This is a genomic window from Erwinia tasmaniensis Et1/99 (genome assembly GCF_000026185.1).
In the GTDB taxonomy this organism is placed as follows: Bacteria; Pseudomonadota; Gammaproteobacteria; order Enterobacterales; family Enterobacteriaceae; genus Erwinia; species Erwinia tasmaniensis.
Map to the genome: position 1 here is coordinate 136,453 of NC_010694.1, position 18,654 is coordinate 155,106.

General features: G+C 56.8%; 14 protein-coding genes and 1 pseudogene. 7 read left to right on the forward strand and 8 right to left on the reverse strand.

Annotation, left to right across the window (positions count from 1 at the left end; genetic code table 11):
- Positions 1-161: 161 nt before the first annotated feature.
- Both cytR and priA read right to left on the reverse strand, forming a co-directional pair.
- Positions 162-1,199 carry a DNA-binding transcriptional regulator CytR gene (gene cytR, locus ETA_RS01585; protein WP_012439893.1) on the reverse strand — a complete coding sequence of 346 codons (1,038 nt, stop codon included), beginning with the start codon at positions 1,197-1,199 and terminating at the stop codon, positions 162-164.
- Positions 1,200-1,408: 209 nt separating this feature from the next.
- Positions 1,409-3,607 carry a primosomal protein N' gene (gene priA / locus ETA_RS01590; RefSeq protein ID WP_012439894.1) on the reverse strand — a complete coding sequence of 733 codons (2,199 nt, stop codon included), beginning with the start codon at positions 3,605-3,607 and terminating at the stop codon, positions 1,409-1,411.
- A gap of 216 nt (positions 3,608-3,823) precedes the next feature.
- Between priA and rpmE the strand changes: the two genes are divergently transcribed.
- The gene (gene rpmE / locus ETA_RS01595; RefSeq protein WP_012439895.1) at positions 3,824-4,036 is read left to right on the forward strand and encodes a 50S ribosomal protein L31; all 213 of its coding nucleotides are present in this window, start codon (positions 3,824-3,826) and stop codon (positions 4,034-4,036) included.
- Positions 4,037-4,112: 76 nt separating this feature from the next.
- Here rpmE and ETA_RS01600 read toward each other — a convergent pair whose 3' ends face one another.
- Positions 4,113-5,201, reverse strand: a complete 1,089-nt coding sequence (locus ETA_RS01600; RefSeq protein ID WP_012439896.1) for a linear amide C-N hydrolase — start codon at positions 5,199-5,201, stop codon at positions 4,113-4,115.
- A gap of 105 nt (positions 5,202-5,306) precedes the next feature.
- Between ETA_RS01600 and ETA_RS01605 the strand changes: the two genes are divergently transcribed.
- A complete protein-coding gene (locus tag ETA_RS01605) occupies positions 5,307-6,185 on the forward strand; it encodes a LysR family transcriptional regulator (protein ID WP_157861775.1) in 879 nt (292 codons plus the stop codon).
- Here the strand turns inward: ETA_RS01605 and metJ are convergent.
- Entirely contained in the window at positions 6,182-6,499 is a 318-nt protein-coding gene (gene metJ, locus ETA_RS01610; protein ID WP_012439898.1) for a met regulon transcriptional regulator MetJ, read from the reverse strand. The genes ETA_RS01605 and metJ overlap by 4 nt on opposite strands.
- A gap of 243 nt (positions 6,500-6,742) precedes the next feature.
- Between metJ and metB the strand changes: the two genes are divergently transcribed.
- The 3 genes from metB to metF all read left to right on the forward strand — a co-directional run bounded on the left by metB (position 6,743) and on the right by metF (position 11,508).
- Positions 6,743-7,903 (forward strand): cystathionine gamma-synthase, encoded by a 1,161-nt coding sequence (gene metB, locus ETA_RS01620; RefSeq protein WP_012439899.1) that lies wholly within the window; start codon positions 6,743-6,745, stop codon positions 7,901-7,903.
- Between the two features lie 2 nt (positions 7,904-7,905).
- On the forward strand, positions 7,906-10,341 hold the full coding sequence (locus ETA_RS01625; protein WP_012439900.1) for a bifunctional aspartate kinase/homoserine dehydrogenase II: 2,436 nt from the start codon (positions 7,906-7,908) through the stop codon (positions 10,339-10,341).
- Positions 10,342-10,596: 255 nt separating this feature from the next.
- Positions 10,597-11,508, forward strand: a complete 912-nt coding sequence (gene metF / locus ETA_RS01630; protein WP_012439901.1) for a methylenetetrahydrofolate reductase — start codon at positions 10,597-10,599, stop codon at positions 11,506-11,508.
- Between the two features lie 21 nt (positions 11,509-11,529).
- Here the strand turns inward: metF and vapC are convergent.
- The 4 genes and pseudogenes from vapC to argE form a co-directional block, all read right to left on the reverse strand.
- Positions 11,530-11,952 (reverse strand): annotated as a pseudogene (gene vapC / locus ETA_RS01635) (type II toxin-antitoxin system tRNA(fMet)-specific endonuclease VapC).
- Positions 11,952-12,182, reverse strand: a complete 231-nt coding sequence (vapB, locus tag ETA_RS01640; protein ID WP_012439902.1) for a type II toxin-antitoxin system VapB family antitoxin — start codon at positions 12,180-12,182, stop codon at positions 11,952-11,954. Before vapB ends, vapC begins: the two are co-directional and overlap by 1 nt.
- 173 nt (positions 12,183-12,355) lie before the next feature.
- On the reverse strand, positions 12,356-15,007 hold the full coding sequence (gene ppc / locus ETA_RS01645; RefSeq protein ID WP_012439903.1) for a phosphoenolpyruvate carboxylase: 2,652 nt from the start codon (positions 15,005-15,007) through the stop codon (positions 12,356-12,358).
- Positions 15,008-15,252: 245 nt separating this feature from the next.
- Positions 15,253-16,404, reverse strand: a complete 1,152-nt coding sequence (gene argE, locus ETA_RS01650) for an acetylornithine deacetylase (RefSeq protein ID WP_012439904.1) — start codon at positions 16,402-16,404, stop codon at positions 15,253-15,255.
- A 169-nt stretch (positions 16,405-16,573) separates the two neighbouring features.
- On the opposite strand from argE, the gene argB reads away from it, so the two are divergent.
- Both argB and ETA_RS01660 read left to right on the forward strand, forming a co-directional pair.
- Complete coding sequence (gene argB, locus ETA_RS01655; RefSeq protein WP_012439905.1) at positions 16,574-17,350, forward strand: acetylglutamate kinase; 777 nt, start codon at positions 16,574-16,576, stop codon at positions 17,348-17,350.
- A 31-nt stretch (positions 17,351-17,381) separates the two neighbouring features.
- Positions 17,382-18,596, forward strand: a complete 1,215-nt coding sequence (locus ETA_RS01660) for an argininosuccinate synthase (RefSeq protein WP_012439906.1) — start codon at positions 17,382-17,384, stop codon at positions 18,594-18,596.
- Positions 18,597-18,654: the final 58 nt, after the last annotated feature.

Sequence of the window (18,654 nt, forward strand, 5' to 3'; positions counted from 1 at the left end):
CGCTAATATTCGATGAAAAGTCGTGCCGGATAACGTTAACGCTGGTGCCCGGCTATGGCCCGCCATGTTACTCAAGGGGCGGAAGTTTGACCAGCGGCGATATTACTAAGAATGCGCTGATTTTCTCTGCGGCATGAGGGAGACTCGCTACCGCAAAAAGTTTAGTCATGTTCGCGTAGCGAAGGCGCGGTACTGCCTCGGATTTTCAGTTCAAAATCCAACAGCCTGGAGCCGTTACTGACCGCTTTGCCCTGTAGCTGCTCCAGCAAGAGTAGCATCGCTTCGCGACCAATGTTGAATCGCGGCTGGGCAACGGTCGTTAACTGCGGGTCGCTATAGCGTGACAGTTCAATATCATCGAAACCGATAATTGACAGATCCTGGGGGACACGCAGGCCCATATTTTTCGCCTGTGACATGGCGCCCAAAGCGATAATATCGCAGTGGCAGAACAGCGCATCGGGTGGCTTAGGTAGCTTCATCAGCTGTTTCATTGCCTGGCAGCCCGCATCAAATGTAAATTCACCGCGCACAATATACTGCGTCTCTACGGGCACTCCGTGGCGGCGCAGTGCCTGGACATAGCCCTCCAGGCGGTACTGGCACAGCGGCATCTCTTCTGGCCCACAGATACAGGCTATGCGGCGGTGGCCGAGCTTTTGTAGATGGTTAACCGCTTCAAAAGCTGCGGTCAGATTGTCGATATGCACCGTCGGTATTTCGCGCTCCGGGGGAAACTCATTTGCCATGACCATGGGCGGCAAAATACGGGGATCTTCTATGCTGGCGTCAAACGGGATCTGCGAGCCCAGCAGCACTATGCCGTCTATCTGACGCGTCAGGATCATATTCAGGAACGACTTCTCCTGCTGGTTCTGGTGCGCGCAGTCGCCGATCAGGACCAGGTAACCCTGACGGGTGGCCGCGACCTCAATACCACGGATGATTTCACTAAAAAACGGGTCGCAGATATCTGGAACCATCACCAGTATCGTACGTGACTCACTTCGCCTGGCGTGACGGGCTATGGAGTGAGTCGCGTAGCCAACGGCAGCGACCGCCAGTTCAACTTTACTGCGCGTGGCGGCGGAAACTTTTTCGGGATTCATCAGGGCACGGGAGACCGTTGCCGTGGATACGCCTGCTTTTTTCGCTACGTCCTTCATGGTCGCCACGGTACGATCTTGATTGTGCTCCAACGCTGCTCTCCTCACGCCAGCCTGAGACGCTGACCTGACTAACTGATGAAGATGAAATTTTACAGTGATTCAGGTCGGGTGCCTGAGCCGATAAACCCGCATTGTTAACAAATATAGCGGCAAGATGTTACTTAATTTGCATAAAATTTGTGACTTGTGCGACTTTTTTCGATCCGCTGCGCAACTTTGCTGTGCAAACGGCGGCATGTTCAGCTCTCCGTTGGATCGATATCAAGCGTCCATTTGACCTTACGCGACTGGGGTAGGGTGCCAATCAGCGGCAGGCTGGTTTTGATCAGACGCTGAAGATGCGCGCGCGAAGGATGCTGTAGCAGTAGCTGCCAGCGATAACGTCCACCGCGTTTAGCCTGCAATGCCGGCACCGGGCCCATGACCCAGAAGGACGAGTCCTTGAGTGGGCTGGCCTCCAGCAGGTTACGCAGCTGTTGCAGGAACAGACTGGCCTGCTGGTTATCATGATCTTCCGCGCGGAACAGCGCATGGCTGGTGAACGGCGGCAGAAATACGCTGTTACGCTCGCTGAGTGCCTGGCTGGCGAACGCGTCATAGCCCTGATGCAGTAACGTGTGTAGCAGCGGATGTTCGGGATGATGGGTTTGTAGCACGACCTCCCCCTGTTTGCCTGCGCGTCCTGCGCGTCCGGCAACCTGGGTATACAGTTGAGCAAAGCGTTCGGCGGAGCGGAAGTCGGCTGAAAAGAGTGCGCCGTCTACATCCAGCAATGACACCAGCGTGACGTCCGGGAAGTGGTGGCCCTTCGCCAGCATCTGCGTGCCGACAAGAAGACGCGCGCCGCCACGATGCACTTCCGCCAGCTGCTGCTCCAGCGCCCCTTTACGACTGGTGGTATCACGGTCGATACGGGTCAACGGCACGCCGGGAAACAGTTCGCCGAGGTTGAGCTCCAGCTGTTCCGTTCCCAGCCCGACCGGCACCAGGTGGGTGGAGCCGCACTGTGGGCACTGGTGTGGGATCGGCCGCTGGCTGTCGCAGTGGTGGCAGCGTAGCTGTCGCTGATGTTGATGCAGCGTGTAGTAGCGGTCGCAGCGTTGGCATTCGGCAATCCAGCCGCACTCGTGGCACAGCAGGGTTGGGGAGAAACCACGGCGGTTGAGAAACAGCAGTACCTGATTGTCAGCCTTCAGGTGCTGACCGATTTTTTTGATCAGCATCGGCGACAGCCCGCCCTGCAACTTAACGCCCTTCAGGTCGACCAGCAGCTGTGTTGCCCTGGTGGCATTCCCGGCACGTTTGCTCAGGTTCAGCTGGCGATATTTCCCCAGCTGAACGTTATGCAACGTTTCCAGCGCCGGGGTGGCGGAACCCATGACGATGGGGATATTTTCCTGGCGCGCGCGAAATACCGCCAGATCGCGTGCGTGATAGCGCCAGCCTTCCTGCTGTTTGTAAGAATTATCGTGCTCTTCATCAATAATGATGGCCCCCAGACGGGCAAAGGGCGTGAACAGCGCAGAGCGGGTGCCGATGACAATGGCCGTTTCACCGCTGCGGGCGCGCAGCCATACCGCCAGACGTTCGCTGTCATTTAACCCGGAATGCAGGACCTCAACCGGGGCGTTGAAACGCTGCCGGAAACGGGCGATGGTCTGCGGCGTCAGGCCGATTTCAGGCACCAGCACCAGCGCCTGATGGCCGCTGGCGAGAATATTTTCCAGCACGCTCAGGTAAACCTCGGTTTTTCCCGAGCCGGTGATCCCGGCCAGTAGCCAGGCTGCAAACTGGTCGTCGGCGCTGCGGATAGCACCGACAGCGGTGGCCTGTTCCGTGTTCAGCCGCAGGCGATCGCCGTTCACCGCATAGCTTTCGCGCCAGTCTTGTGGCGCGCGCGGCTGCGGTTGCAGTTCACACAGGCCTTTAGCCCGCAGCGCCTGGAGCGTTGCCTCGCTGATATCGTGCTGGTTGACCTCATGGCGATACATCGGCCGGTTGCGTAATGCGGCCAGCGCCTGCTGCTGCTTCGGGGCGCGCTTCAGGCTTTCTGGTGCGGTGGCGCGCCCCTGAACGGTGATCAGCCACTGCCACAGCGGTGCCTCTTCGGCCGCTTTTCCCTGTCGCAACAGCACCGGCATGGCATGAAACAGCACTTCCCCTAACGGAAAGTGATAGTAGTCCGCCGCCCATTGCAGTATGCGCCACAGGGAGGGGGGGTACAGTGAGCAGGTATCCAGTACCTCATGCACGCTTTTCAGCTGGTCGAGCGGCAAATCGCTGCGCTCGCTCATCGCCACCACCACCCCAATCGCCCGGCGCTTGCCAAAAGGCACGCTTACACGGCCACCGATAACCGCATGACTGAGGTGAGGAGGCAACAAATAATCGAAGTTGCGGGCAAGCGGGACGGGTAGCGCGACCTGAACAACGGGCATGAATTCATCCGGGTGAAAAACAGAGCGAGTTAGTGTACACTGTGTCGTCCGGAATGTGCGGATCCGATTGCAGCGGGTGGTTATTTTCTGTATAGTCCGCCGCCGTTGGTACGGCATTTTGGTATCAACTTCACCTAATTATTAATTTTCGTGTGGTGCCGGTGCAGGAGAATTCCTGGCGCGGGAGAGCGACACGGCCTTAACTGAGGTTTTCCCATGAAAAAAGGTATTCACCCAAATTACGCTGAAGTTACTGCTAAATGTTCTTGCGGTAACGAAATCAAAACCCGCTCTACCGTGGGTCACGACCTGAACCTGGACGTGTGCGGCAACTGCCACCCGTTCTACACCGGTAAGCAGCGTGACGTTGCCAGCGGTGGTCGTGTGGATCGCTTCAACAAGCGTTTCAGCATCCCAGGCAGCAAATAAGCAATCCGCCAGAAACGGTTACCGTTTCGGATGCAAGAAAAACCCAGCCTCGGCTGGGTTTTTTTATGGCGCTTATTCAGGAGGCGGTAGCGTATTTCAGAATATTGCCCTGCCAGCCCCGCTGGGCGTAGTTTTGCAAATGATTAATGCGTTTCACCGGCTGGCCGACCGAGAAGTTAATCTCCTTCAACTTCACCATCACGTCTGATGGGGCAAAGACCGATTTAAAACGATACTCGCCGTGGCTGAGATCGGAAAGGGTCGTAAAGTAGGTGGCGGTGCCTTTGTTCTCCTGCGGATATTTTGAGTATTTTTCATAGGATTGGGTGATTGACGTGACCATCGCATCGTCACTGTCCGGGTAGCCGATCGGGAAAGCGACATTGTTTATCACTGACAGTACAAAGCCTTGTGCCTGGGCTTGATTATCGGGATGAGGAAGGTTCTTCAGGTTAATACTGGCGCGGACAAAGCGATCCGTGGAGCTCTGGCTACCCGGAATGCCGTTTGCCTCGACCTTTTTATACTTTTCCCAGTTGGCTAACTGCTGGTCGTAAGAGGGAGGGTTGGTCATAACACGGTAGTCGCGGTTATGGTAGATATTGACCTTGCCGTTATCGATTTCCACGATGGCCGAATCGCCGCCCGCGTCTTCCAGCGCGATATGTTTGGTATCTGACGCATAGTCAATGGGCAATTTTTTGGCGACCAGGCGCATATCCTGCAATCCTTTTACCGCTTCATCAACGGTTGCGAAGTTATCCAGCAGATAGCTCAACCAGGCGCGGCTTTCCAGCTCCGGCTTATCCCTGTTGTCCTGCTGAACCTGCTTGCCGTTAGCGTAATACTGCGTATGACCGGCCAGCCCTTTTTCGTTGATCCCATCCATCGGGAAAACGTCATCCGCGTAAACGACTACACTACCGTAACGTGTTTTCCAGTTTTTTGCGTCCGGTTCGTCGCTGGCCCTATGCTCCACGCCCTGTGGGGTGATCACCAGAGATGGGTCAACCGGGCCGAAGAAGTCGAGATTGCGCGCGCTGACCATATAGCCCGGAAACATATTCATAAACACGCGGCTACAGGCGCCGGCATCGCCCGCGACGATGGTGGTCAGTGAAGCGGTCATGACCAGGGTGGATAACAGATTACGTTTGATCTTCATTATTGAATTCTCCGTGTTGATGTCACACGCACTCTAACCAGAGCGGCATAAAAGGGAGAGTCACTTAGAGGGGGAATATCCCCCGTTTTGAGACAGGGAACGGATGTGGCAATAAATTTTACGCTGGCGCAGATTGAGGCGTTTACCTGCGTCTGTGAGTGCGGCAACCTGACGCGGGCCGCCGTTAAACTCGGCAAAGATCGCACGACCGTCAGCGAGCTGCTGGATTATCTGGAGTTAGACCTCGGCTATTCCCTGTTTGACCGCAGCAGTCGCCCTTTTGGCGTGACGGAACGCGGCAGTTTGCTGTATCGCCAGGCGCGGCTTTTTTTACATGAGGCGCAGGCCTTTAGCCAGATAGCGCAGCAGCAGGAGAAAAATCCGCCGCGCACGATGACCCTAAGCTACGATATTTTTACGCCACGCACGGTGCTAAGTACGCTGGCCAGCCGGCTGTATCAGCAGGGATGCCGGCTCAATTTATGCTATCAGGATCGTCAGCAGGCAGAGGCGGCCCTTGCCGAGGGGAGCGTAGACATTGCGCTGTACCAGGCGGTGAATAAAGCGGTGGGTGAACGTTTTAAATGGCGGGGGGTCGGCAGCGTTGAGCTGGCGGTCTATGCCAGCCCGCAGCTGTTTGAGCAGCAGCCCGTCAGTCTGCTGAAGCTGGCCTCCTGTCACCAAATTATTCCGAATATGGCGCTGGATCTGGCGGTGGCGCAGCGCGTACAGATTGCCGACCGGGTACAGTATGTCAATGATATGGCGATGCTGGAGCTGCTGCTGGCAAACGGGCAGGGTTGGGCATTACTGCCGGTGCACATTATGGCGGGGCAGCGGAGCAACATTATCAGGATTGAAACGGAAATGGGGAGCGGCGGTCTGGTTTGTCCGATGGTGGCTATTTGGGTTCCGGGGCGGGTCGGGCATCCGTTGAGACAACGGCTGCCCGACCTGATAGCGGAATTATTTGCGCGTGCTTAGTATTCCCATGTGTCGGGATCGACGCCCATCGCCCGCATAATCGCTTTTGCCTCTTCGGGTATTTCGTCACTGCGCTCTTTGCGCAGGTCGACATCGTCCGGCAAAGGTTGCCCGGTAAACGCATGCAGAAATGCTTCGCACAACAGTTCGCTGTTGGTGGCATGACGCAGGTTGTTTACCTGACGGCGCGTGCGTTCATCGGTCAAAATTTTCAACACTTTTAACGGTATCGATACCGTAATTTTTTTTACCTGCTCGCTCTTTTTGCCGTGCTCAGCGTAAGGGCTGATATATTCGCCGTTCCATTCAGCCATGAGTTACCTTAGTCATATGTAAAATGAGAAATGCCAAAATTTGGCTAATTATGCCCGAAGTCAGTGGCTATCACATCGGGATGGCACAACTTTCTCTGGGGTATATGGGCGTAATTCTAGCGGTAAATGCGTCATTGCTCAATCTATACGCAAAGACATTTAGATGTCCAGATGTATTGACGTCTATCATTAGGCTGTTTACTCTATATGCCTTCCCTATTTTCCAGCAGGAACTGATGCACCATGACGCGTAAACAGGCAACCATCGCAGTACGTAGCGGCTTGAATGATGACGAGCAGTATGGCTGCGTTGTCCCCCCGATCCATCTGTCCAGCACCTATAACTTTACCGACTTCAATCAGCCACGCGCTCATGACTACTCGCGCCGGGGCAACCCAACGCGCGACGTGGTGCAGCGCGCGCTGGCAGAGCTGGAAGGTGGAGCCGGGGCGGTCATGACCAATACCGGGATGTCTGCGATCCATCTGGTGTGCACGGTATTCCTGCAACCGGGCGACCTGCTGGTGGCGCCGCACGACTGCTATGGCGGCAGCTACCGTCTGTTCGACAGCCTGAGCAAGCGCGGCGCGTACCGCGTGAAGTTTGTCGATCAGGGTGATAAAGCCGCCTTGCAGGACGCGCTGGCGGAGAAGCCGAAACTGGTATTGATTGAAAGCCCGAGCAATCCGCTGCTGCGCGTGGTGGATATCACCGCCATCTGCCAGGCGGCCAGCGCGGCCGGCGCCATTAGCGTGGTGGATAATACCTTCCTGAGTCCGGCATTGCAGAACCCGCTGGAGTTGGGCGCTGACCTGGTTATTCACTCCTGTACCAAATATCTTAACGGCCACTCTGACGTGGTTGCCGGTGCGGTGATCGCCAAAGATCCACAGCACGTTACCGAGCTTGCCTGGTGGGCCAACAACATTGGCGTGACCGGGGCGGCTTTTGACAGCTATCTGCTGCTGCGCGGTTTGCGCACCCTGTCTCCGCGCATGGCGGCGGCCCAGCGCAACGCTCTGGCGATCGTCGATTACCTGAAACAACAACCGCTGGTGAAAAAGCTGTATCATCCTTCCCTGCCGGAAAACGCGGGGCATCAGTTTGCGCTCACCCAGCAAAAAGGCTTTGGCGCGATGCTCAGTTTTGAGCTGGATGGTGATGAGGCAACGCTGCGTCGTTTTCTGAAAGCGCTGCATTTATTTACCCTGGCGGAGTCGCTGGGCGGCGTGGAGAGCCTGATTTCCCATACCGCCACCATGACGCATGCCGGGATGTCGGCAGAGGCGCGTGCCGCTGCGGGTATTTCCGAAACGCTGCTGCGGATTTCGGTGGGAATTGAAGATCACGAAGATTTAATCGCCGATCTGGAGAATGCGTTCCAGGTTGCGACCAAGAGGTAAGCATGAGTTATTCAGCAGTGGCAAAGGCGGGCAGTTCACGGCAATTGCATAAATTTGGGGGCAGCAGCCTGGCCGATGCCAAATGCTACCAGCGCGTAGCCGGAATTATGGCGGAATACAGCCAGCCGGGCGACCTGATGGTGGTATCCGCAGCGGGCAGTACCACCAATCAGCTTATCAGCTGGCTGAAACTGAGCCAGAGCGATCGCCTTTCTGCTCACCAGGTGCAGCAGACGCTGCGTCGTTATCAGAGCGATCTGATCGGCAGCCTGTTGCCGCCGGAGGCGGCCGCATTGCTGATTGCTGAATTTATTTCCGATCTGGAGAAGCTGGCGGCGTTGCTGGACGGCGTGATTTCCGATGCGGTTTACGCTGAGGTGGTTGGGCACGGCGAAATCTGGTCGGCGCGTCTGATGTCCGCGGTGCTGACGCTGCGCGATATCGACGCCGGATGGCTGGATGCCCGCCACTTCTTACGCGCCGAGCGTGCGGTGCAGCCGCAGGTGGATGAAGCAAAATCATTGCCGCTGCTGCAACGGCTGATGGCACAACATCCGTCACGGCGCCTGGTGGTGACCGGCTTTATCTGTGGCAACGATGCCGGTGAAACGGTGCTGTTAGGACGTAACGGCAGCGACTACTCGGCAACGCAAATCGGCGCGCTGGCGGGCGTGTCACGCGTGACCATCTGGAGTGACGTGGCCGGGGTCTACAGCGCCGATCCGCGCAAGGTGAAAGATGCCTGCCTGCTGCCGCTGCTGCGGCTGGATGAAGCCAGCGAGCTGGCGCGTCTTGCGGCCCCGGTGCTGCATACCCGCACCCTACAGCCCGTGTCGGGAAGCGATATCGATTTACAGCTGCGCTGTAGCTATCAGCCTGATCAGGGTTCGACGCGCATTGAGCGCGTTCTGGCCTCGGGAACCGGCGCGCGTATCGTGACCAGCCACGACGATGTCTGTCTGATTGAGTTCCAGGTGCCCGCGCACCATGACTTTGCCAGCCTGCATAAAGAGATTGACCAGCTGCTGCAACGTGCTCAGGTGCGCCCGCTGGCAACCGGCGTTCATCCCGATCGCAATCTGCTACAGCTTTGCTACACCTCGGAAGTGGTGAACAGCGCGCTCACCCTGTTACAGGATGCCGCTCTGCCGGGGCGTTTACAGCTGCGTGAGGGGATGGCGCTGGTGGCGATGGTCGGGGCGGGCGTTTGCCGCAATCCATTGCACAGCCATCGTTTCTGGCAGCAGATGAAAGACCAGCCGGTTGAATTTATCTGGCAATCCCAGGACGGTATCAGCCTGGTGGCGGTGCTGCGCGTTGGGCCAACCGAACATTTGATCCGTGGACTGCATCAGACGCTGTTCCGGGCAGAAAAGCAGATTGGGCTGGTGCTGTTTGGTAAAGGTAACATAGGTTCACGCTGGCTGGAGCTGTTTGCCCGTGAACAGGAAACGATTTCAGCACGTACCGGATTTGAGTATATTCTCGCCGGCGTGGTGGACAGTTCTCGCAGCCTGCTTAGCTATGAAGGGCTGGACGCCAGCCGTGCGCTGGCCTTCTTCGAAGATGAAGCGGTCATGCAGGATGATGAATCGCTGTTTCTGTGGATGCGAGCGCATCCGTTTGACGATTTAGTGGTGCTGGACGTCACCGCCAGTGAAACCCTGGCTGAACAGTATCTGGACTTTGCCAGCTACGGTTTCCACGTTATTGGCGCGAACAAGGTGGCGGGTGCCTCAACCAGCGACAGCTATCGCCAGATCCGCGATGCCTTCGCTAAAACCGGCGGGCACTGGCTGTATAACGCCACCGTCGGAGCCGGGCTGCCGGTGAACCACACGGTGCGCGATCTGCGGGAAAGTGGCGACAGCATCCTGTCGATTAGCGGCATTTTCTCCGGCACGCTGTCATGGCTGTTCTTGCAGTTTGATGGAACGGTGCCGTTTACCGAGCTGGTCGATCAGGCCTGGCAGCAGGGGCTGACCGAGCCGGATCCGCGCGTCGATCTCTCCGGGCAGGACGTGATGCGCAAGCTGGTGATCCTCGCGCGCGAAGCGGGCTACGATATTGAACCGGATCAGGTGCGCGTGGAGTCACTGGTGCCGGCGGACTGCCAGTCGGGTTCAGTCGATCACTTCTTTGATCATGGCGATGCGCTCAACGACCAGATGCTGCAACGCCTTGAGGCGGCGCAGGAGATGGGGCTGGTTCTGCGTTACGTTGCGCGCTTTGACGCCAATGGTAAAGCGCGCGTTGGTGTGGAAGCGGTGCGTCCCGAACATCCTCTGGCTGCGCTGCTGCCGTGTGATAACGTCTTCGCCATTGAAAGCCGCTGGTATCGTGATAATCCGCTGGTGATCCGTGGGCCGGGTGCCGGGCGCGATGTGACCGCCGGAGCGATTCAGTCAGACCTTAATCGTCTGGCGCAGCTGCTGTAAATTCAGTGCAGTCAACGCCCCGGCGCACCCTGTGTGACGCCGGGGCCAGTGCCGTTTTCCCTTACGTTCGTTACCCTATCTGGCCTTAATCCCCGCCATGTTCCCACAGCTGAAATTTCCTCATCTTCGCGTGAGGAGATGTCAAGGCCAATCGCCATTTATCTGTTGACTGAATAACCGATCTTCTCCATTTTGAATGTCTGGACGTCTAAACGGATAGGCGTGTAAAGGCAGCGATCGATGAGGTAAACGGGTATGAGTTTTTTCCACGCCAATCAGCGCGAAGCACTGAACCAGAGCCTGGCTGAGATCAGCGGGCAGATTAATGTCTCCTTCGAGTTTTTTCCGCCGCGCACCGGCGAAATGGAAGACATCCTGTGGAACTCAATCGATCGTCTTAGCAGCCTGAAGCCGAAATTTGTGTCGGTAACCTATGGGGCAAACTCCGGCGAACGCGACCGCACCCACAGTATTATTAAAGGCATTAAGGAGCGTACCGGTCTGGAAGCGGCACCGCACCTGACCTGCATCGATGCCACGCGGGATGAGCTCCGCACCATTGCGGGGGACTACTGGAACAACGGTATTCGTCATATTGTGGCACTGCGCGGCGATCTGCCGCCGGGCGGTGGCCGGCCGGAAATGTACGGGGCCGATCTGGTGGCACTCCTGAAGGAGGTGGGGGACTTTGATATTTCGGTTGCCGCCTATCCTGAAGTACACCCGGAGGCGAAAAGCGCGCAGTCAGACTTGATCAACCTGAAGCGCAAGATAGATGCTGGCGCGAACCGTGCCATTACCCAGTTCTTTTTCGATGTGGAAAGCTACCTGCGCTTTCGCGATCGCTGTGTCTCTACCGGCATCGACGTTGAGATCGTACCGGGCATCCTTCCGGTATCGAACTTTAAGCAGCTACAGCGTTTTGCCACCCTCACCAACGTGCGCGTGCCGGGCTGGATGACCAGCATGTTTGCCGGGCTGGATGATGACCCGGAAACGCGCAAGATGGTGGGTGCGAACGTGGCGATGGACATGGTGAAAATTCTTAGCCGTGAAGGGGTGAGGGACTTCCATTTTTATACGCTGAACCGTGCGGAATTAAGCTATGCCATTTGTCATACGCTGGGCGTGCGTCCGGCTCCGGCGCCGATGCTGGAAGCCTCATAACGAGACGGAAAGAAAGGCGGCTTAGCGCGTGTCGCCGGATCCACGGTTGGTCCAGTCTTCCAGGCGCAGCCCAGGAACGCGCTCAAACTCGCGCAGGTTATTGGTGACCAGGATAAGACCTTGCGAACGCGCATGGCCTGCTATCATCACGTCCCAGGGGCCAATCGGGGTGCCCTTTTTGGCTAACTCGGCGCGGAGCTGCCCGCTATGCGTGGCGGCAGCCTCTGCATAAGGGAGAATGTCCAGCCTTGCGCAGAACCCTTCAACCACATCCAGATTCTACCTGGGGTTGCTTGATTTTTCTGCACCGTAAACCAGCTCCATCAGCGTAATGCTGCTGATGCACAGTTGACCATAGTGCGACACAAATGTTTCCCTGACCGTGGGTGGCTTGTTTTTGATGGTGAAGATGCAGATATTGGTGTCCAACATGAATTTCAGCATCAGAAATGTTCTCGCCTCTGCTCTGAAGGTTGTTCACGGTCGTCCATAAAATCAGCCGTAACATTTTCACCATCAAACCAGTTATCCCAGCTTTCACCTACCGGCGATATAATGCGCGTGCGGCCAATGGCAATAATATCAACGCACTTAACATCTTCCGGTAGTGCCAGGGCTTTGGGCAGGCGCACCGCCTGTGAGCGGTTGTTTTTAAAAACGGTGGTTTTTTCCATTTCAAATCCCCTCTTTCAGTGATTGCACGATCCCAGCATAGCGCATTTCAGGTATATGTTGCAGGGATATACACCGGATGATGTTCACTCATATCCCGTTCTTACGACCGGGATATGATAAGCACCGTGAGGCTAGCGTGCGGGGGCTACGGCAGAGGCAAAAACCGGCGGGGTTAGCCGGTATTACGCATCCCTGCCGCAACGCCAGCAATGGTCACCATCAGCGCCTGCTCGACGCGGGCATCCGGCTCACCGCCGGCTTTTTCCTGCTGGCGTGAACGGTGCAGCAGTTCGGCCTGCAATACGTTAAGCGGGTCGGTATAGACATTACGCAGCGCAATCGACTCGGCAATCCACGGCTGGTCGGCCATCAGATGCGCATCGTTGGCAATGGTCAGCACCGCTTTGATATCGGACTCCAGCTGGTCGCGCAGCTGTTTGCCCAGCGGCCACAGCGATTTATCCACCAGGCGCTGGTCGTAATATTCTGCCAGCCACAGATCGGCCTTCGAGAACACCATTTCCAGCATGCCGAGGCGCGTAGAGAAGAAAGGCCAGTCGCGACACATGGCTTCCAGCTGGTCCTGATGACCATCTTCCATCACCTGCTGGAGTGCAGCCCCGGCCCCCAGCCAGGCTGGCAGCATCAGACGGTTCTGCGTCCAGGCGAAGATCCACGGAATGGCACGCAGGGACTCGACGCCGCCGGTTGGACGACGCTTCGCCGGGCGTGAGCCAAGCGGCAGCTTAGCCAGCTCCTGTTCTGGCGTGGCAGAACGAAAGTACGGCACGAACTCCGCATGCTCACGCACGTAGCCACGGTACATTTTGCAGGAGACGGCCGACAGCCGTTCCATGATGCCGATCCATTCGGTTTTTGGCTCCGGCGGCGGTAGCAGGTTGGCTTCGAGGATCGCTCCGGTATACAGCGACAGGCTGCTGATGGTCACTTCCGGCAGACCGTACTTAAAGCGGATCATCTCGCCCTGTTCAGTCACGCGCAGTCCGCCTTTCAGGCTGCCCGGCGGCTGTGACAGCAGGGCGGCATGCGCCGGAGCGCCGCCGCGACCAATGCTGCCGCCGCGTCCGTGGAACAGCGTCAGGGTGATACCGGCTTTCTCACAGGTTTTGATCAGCGCATCCTGTGCCTGATACTGCGCCCAGCTGGCCGCCATCACACCGGCATCTTTTGCCGAGTCAGAGTAGCCAATCATCACCATTTGTTTGCCCTGAATCAGACCGCGATACCAGTCGATATTCAGCAGCTGGCTCATCACCCCGTTCGCATTATTCAGGTCGTCCAGAGTTTCAAACAGCGGTGCCACCGGCATGGCATAGTCGATCCCAGCCTCTTTTAACAGCAGGTGCACCGCCAGCACGTCAGACGGCGTTTTGGCCATCGAGATGACGTAGGCCGCAATTGACCCCTTGGGCGCCTCGGCGGCCACGCGGCAGGTATCCAGCACCTCTTTCGTGTCGGCGCTCGGCTCCCACTGACGCGGCGTCAGCGGGCGCTTAGAATTCAGTTCGCGGATCAGGAACGCCTGCTTGTCGGCTTCTGACCAGCTTTCATAGTCACCCAGGCCAAGATAACGGGTGATCTCGGCAATCGCTTCGGTGTGACGGGTACTCTCCTGGCGGATATCGATACGCACCAGCGGTACGCCAAAACACTTCACGCGGCGCAGGGTATCGAGCAGCTGCCCGTTAGCAATAATGCCCATGCCGCAGGCCTGTAATGACTGGTAGCAGGTATACAGCGGTTCCCATAGCTGTTCGTTGGCGATCAGTAGATTAGCAGGGCGCGTTAAGCGCTCGCCTTTCAGGCGGCCCGCCAGATAAGCCTGGGTGCTCATCAGCTGGCTACGCAGGTTTTTCATAATCTCACGGTACGGCTCCAGCGCTTCCGGGTTGCCGCACAGCTCGCGCACTTCCGGCGTACATTCAGACATCGACAGCTCGGAAATCAGTACGGCGATATCGCGCAGGAACAGGTCGGTGGCTTTCCAGCGGCTGAGTTGCAGGACGTGGCGAGTGATATCGGCGGTGACGTTCGGGTTGCCGTCACGGTCGCCTCCCATCCAGGAGGTAAACTGCACCGGAACGAAGTCGACCGGCAGGGTATAGCCAAAAGCGGCTTCCACCTGCTCGTTCAGCTCACGCAGAAACTGAGGGACACCTTCCCACAGGCTGTTTTCCACCACCGCAAAGCCCCATTTGGCTTCGTCAACCGGGGAGGGGCGATACTTGCGAATTTCGTCGGTATGCCACGCTTGTGCAACCAGCTGACGCAGGCGGCGCATGATCTGTGCGTGCTCATAGTCAGACAGATCATTGTGATCTAACTGTTTAAGGCAGCTGTTTACTTCCACCAGTTTGTGGATCAGGGTGCGGCGTGTGATTTCAGTCGGGTGCGCGGTCAGTACCAGCTCCAGCGACAGGGAGCCCAGGGCTTCGCATACGGCAGCTTCGGTCAGGTTTGGCTGCTGCTTCAGGCGCTGAAACGTCTGGAGCAGCAGTTCCGGGTTCTTCGCCCCTTCGCCGTTCGGCGAAATGGTGTGGTACTGTTCAGCAACGTTGGTCAGGTTCAGGAACTGGCTGAAAGCGCGTGCAACCGGCAGCAGCTCGTCGTTTGAGAGATTTTGCAGCGTGGAGAGCAGTTCCTGACGGTGGGCGTCATTACCCGCACGAGATGACTTCGAGAGTTTACGAATGGTTTCTACCCGATCGAGAATGTTCTCTCCCAGCGCATCCTTAATCGTATCTCCGAGCAGTTTGCCGAGCATACTGACATTACTTCGCATTGCGGAATATTGTTCGTTCATATAATCCCTGACACCCTTTCTTGTATTTATCGCGCGTTTCACCCTTATGGGCCTGACTGAGTCTATTATCTAGCCACGTTAAGCACGATTCGTCAATTGGCTTATATTCTCTACATAAAGCGGCTAAGCCTTAGAAATTTAAAGAATTTAACACCAAGATGATCCGATAAGTTATTCTCATTATCAGGAATAATCATAATTACGGGCAACCGTCTGTTTTCACAGTGAAATACCCAGAAATTGGCCTAATGATGGCAAAAATGGTGCACGACCTGAGCGATCAGGTCGCGCGTGGGCTTAATAAAGGCGGTATCGATAAACTCATCCGGCTGATGCGCCTGCTCGATCGATCCGGGGCCTAACACCAGCGTTGGACAGACCTGCTGAATAAACGGCGCTTCGGTACAGTAGTTCACGACTTCCGTTTCGCGACCCAACAGCTTTTCAACCACCTGCACCAGCTGATGTTCCCGTGGGCACTCATAGCCCGGAATAGGAGGATGCAGCTCGCCTACGGTCAGACGGCCCGGCCAGCGCGCACTGACAGGAGCCAGCGCCTCATTCAGCAGCCCGTCGAGATCGGAGAGCGTCAGCCCCGGCAGTGGGCGGATGTCCATATGCAGTTCGCAGCAGGCGCAGATACGATTGGCCGCATCGCCGCCGTGAATATGACCAAAGTTCATGGTGGGATAAGGGATAGCAAAACCTGCGTGACGGTAGCGCTCTTTTAGCGTGTTGCGCAGCGCCATCAGCTGGGTGATGGACTCGTGCATCAGTTCAATGGCGTTAACGCCACGGCCCGGATCGCTGGAGTGGCCGGACTGCCCCTGAATGCGGATCGCGTTCGAGATATGGCCTTTATGCGCACGCACCGGCTTCAGCGAAGTTGGCTCGCCGATAATGGCGCAGTCCGGGCGCAGAGCGGTTGATTCAGAAAAGTATTTTGCGCCAGCCATGGTGGTTTCTTCATCGGCGGTGGCAAGGATATACAGCGGTTTTTTCAGCGTTGACAGTTCAACATCGCGCAGGGTATCTAAAATAAAGGCAAAGAAACCTTTCATATCCGCGGTGCCGAGGCCGTAAAGCTTATTATCGTGCTCGGTCAGGGTGAAAGGGTCACGCGTCCAGCGGCCATCGTCAAAGGGAACGGTATCGGTATGACCCGCCAGCAGCAGGCCTCCGGCACCGCTGCCGCTCTTCGCCAGCATATTGAATTTGTTTCGTGTGCCGGGCACCGGCTGCACCTCAACGGTAAAGCCGAGATCGCGGAACCAGCCGCCGAGCAAATTGATTAAAGTTTCATTGCTCTGATCGAGCGCGCTGTCGGTCGCACTGATTGATGGCGTTGCAATCAACTGGCGGTAAATCTCAATAAAATTAGGTAATTTTGTCTTCACTGTTGACAGTCCTTGCGTTAGGATAGTATCAATATTCATGCACTAATAGTGAATAAAAATACAATAGCGGCGGATGAATGGGAATCGATAATTTTCTTTTCCGCGCCGCGGTTGCACCAGCGCCCGCGCAGCCCCAAAGCGCGATGACCGACAGAGAGCGAGCGACGTCATGACCAACCCGTTAATTATCAAGTTAGGTGGTGTTTTACTGGACAGCGAAGAGGCGCTGGAGCGTCTTTTCACGGCCCTGGTAAGCTACCGTACCACGCATCAGCGGCCTTTGCTGATCGTTCACGGTGGCGGTTGCCTGGTCGATGAGCTGATGAGCAAACTGTCACTGCCGGTGAAGAAGAAAAATGGCCTGCGCGTGACGCCCGCCGATCAGATCGATGTCATCACCGGTGCGCTGGCCGGAACGGCCAACAAAACCCTGCTGGCATGGTCAAAAAAACACGGTATTGACGCGGTTGGCCTGTGTCTTGGCGATGGCGGCAGCGTCAACGTTGAGCGCTTCGACGATGAGCTGGGGCACGTTGGCCTGGCCACACCCGGTACGCCGCGCCTGATTAACACCTTATTGGCTGCTGGATTTCTCCCGGTGGTCAGCTCCATCGGGATCACCGATGACGGTCTGCTGATGAACGTCAATGCCGATCAGGCCGCCACGGCGCTGGCTGCTACCCTCGGCGCAGATCTTATCCTGCTCTCTGACGTCAGCGGTATTTTGGATGCCGACAGGCAGCGCATTGCGGAGATAACGGCAGAGAAAGCTGAACAGCTGATCGCCGATGGGGTGATTACTGATGGCATGATTGTTAAAGTGAATGCCGCACTGGATGCCGCCCGCACGCTGGGCCGCCCGGTGGATATTGCCAGCTGGCGCCATGCCGAACAGCTGCCCGACTTGTTTAACGGCGTGTCCATCGGCACCCGTATTCTCGCTTAATAAGTAACGTATTCAATCAAGGAAAAAGACAATGCAAGACAAAAGCATCAAGAAAATCGTACTGGCTTACTCCGGCGGTCTGGATACTTCAGCCATCATTCCATGGCTGAAAGAGAACTATGGCGGCTGTGAAGTGGTGGCCTTCGTGGCGGATATCGGCCAGGAGCGTGGCGATCTGGAAGGCGTAGAGCAGAAAGCCCTGCAGTCCGGTGCCTCAGAATGCCATGTGGTGGATCTGCGTGAAGAGTTCATCAGCGAGTACGTTTATCCGGTGCTGCAGACCGGTGCTCTGTATGAAGGCACCTATTTGCTCGGGACTTCTATGGCGCGCCCAATTATCGCCAAAGCGCAGGTAGAACTGGCGCTGAAAGTCGGAGCGGATGCGCTGTGCCACGGCGCAACCGGTAAAGGTAATGACCAGGTGCGTTTCGAAACCACCTATACCGCGTTGGCACCCCAGCTGAAAGTGGTGGCTCCGTGGCGCGAGTGGGATCTGCGTTCGCGTGAGGCGCTGCTGGACTATCTGAAAGAGCGTAATATTCCGACCACCGCCTCGCTGGAAAAAATCTACAGCCGCGACGAAAACGCCTGGCATATCTCTACCGAAGGCGGCGTGCTGGAAAGCCCGTGGAATGCACCGAATAAAGATTGCTGGGTGTGGACCGTCGATCCGCTGGAAGCGCCGGACCAGCCAGAGCAGGTCACCATTGCCGTTGAGAAAGGTCGCGTTGTGGCCGTTAACGGTGAAGCGTTAAGCCCGTTTGGCTGCCTGGACAAGCTGAATGCGATCGGCGCGCGTCATGGCGTGGGCCGTATCGACATCGTGGAAAACCGTCTGGTGGGCATTAAGTCGCGCGGCTGCTACGAAACCCCCGGCGGCACTATTATGGTGAACGCGCTGCGTGCGGTTGAGCAGCTGGTGCTTGACCGTGACAGCTTCAAGTGGCGTGAGCAGCTGGGCCTGGAAATGTCCTACGTGGTTTACGACGGCCGCTGGTTCGCACCGCTGCGGAAATCCATCCAGGCTTCCGCCGAAGCGCTGGCAGAAGAAGTGAATGGTGAAGTGGTACTGCAACTCTACAAAGGCCAGGTCACCGCTATCCAGAAGAAATCAGCCAACAGCCTGTATTCTGAAGAGTTTGCCACGTTTGGCGAAGACGAAGTGTACGATCATCGTCATGCGGGCGGCTTTATCCGTCTGTTCTCACTCTCTTCACGCATCCGCGCGCTGAACGAAAAGAAGTAAACTTGCACGCAGGGCGAGGGTGACCTCGCCGCTGAATATATCAAGGGGCGGCACAGGT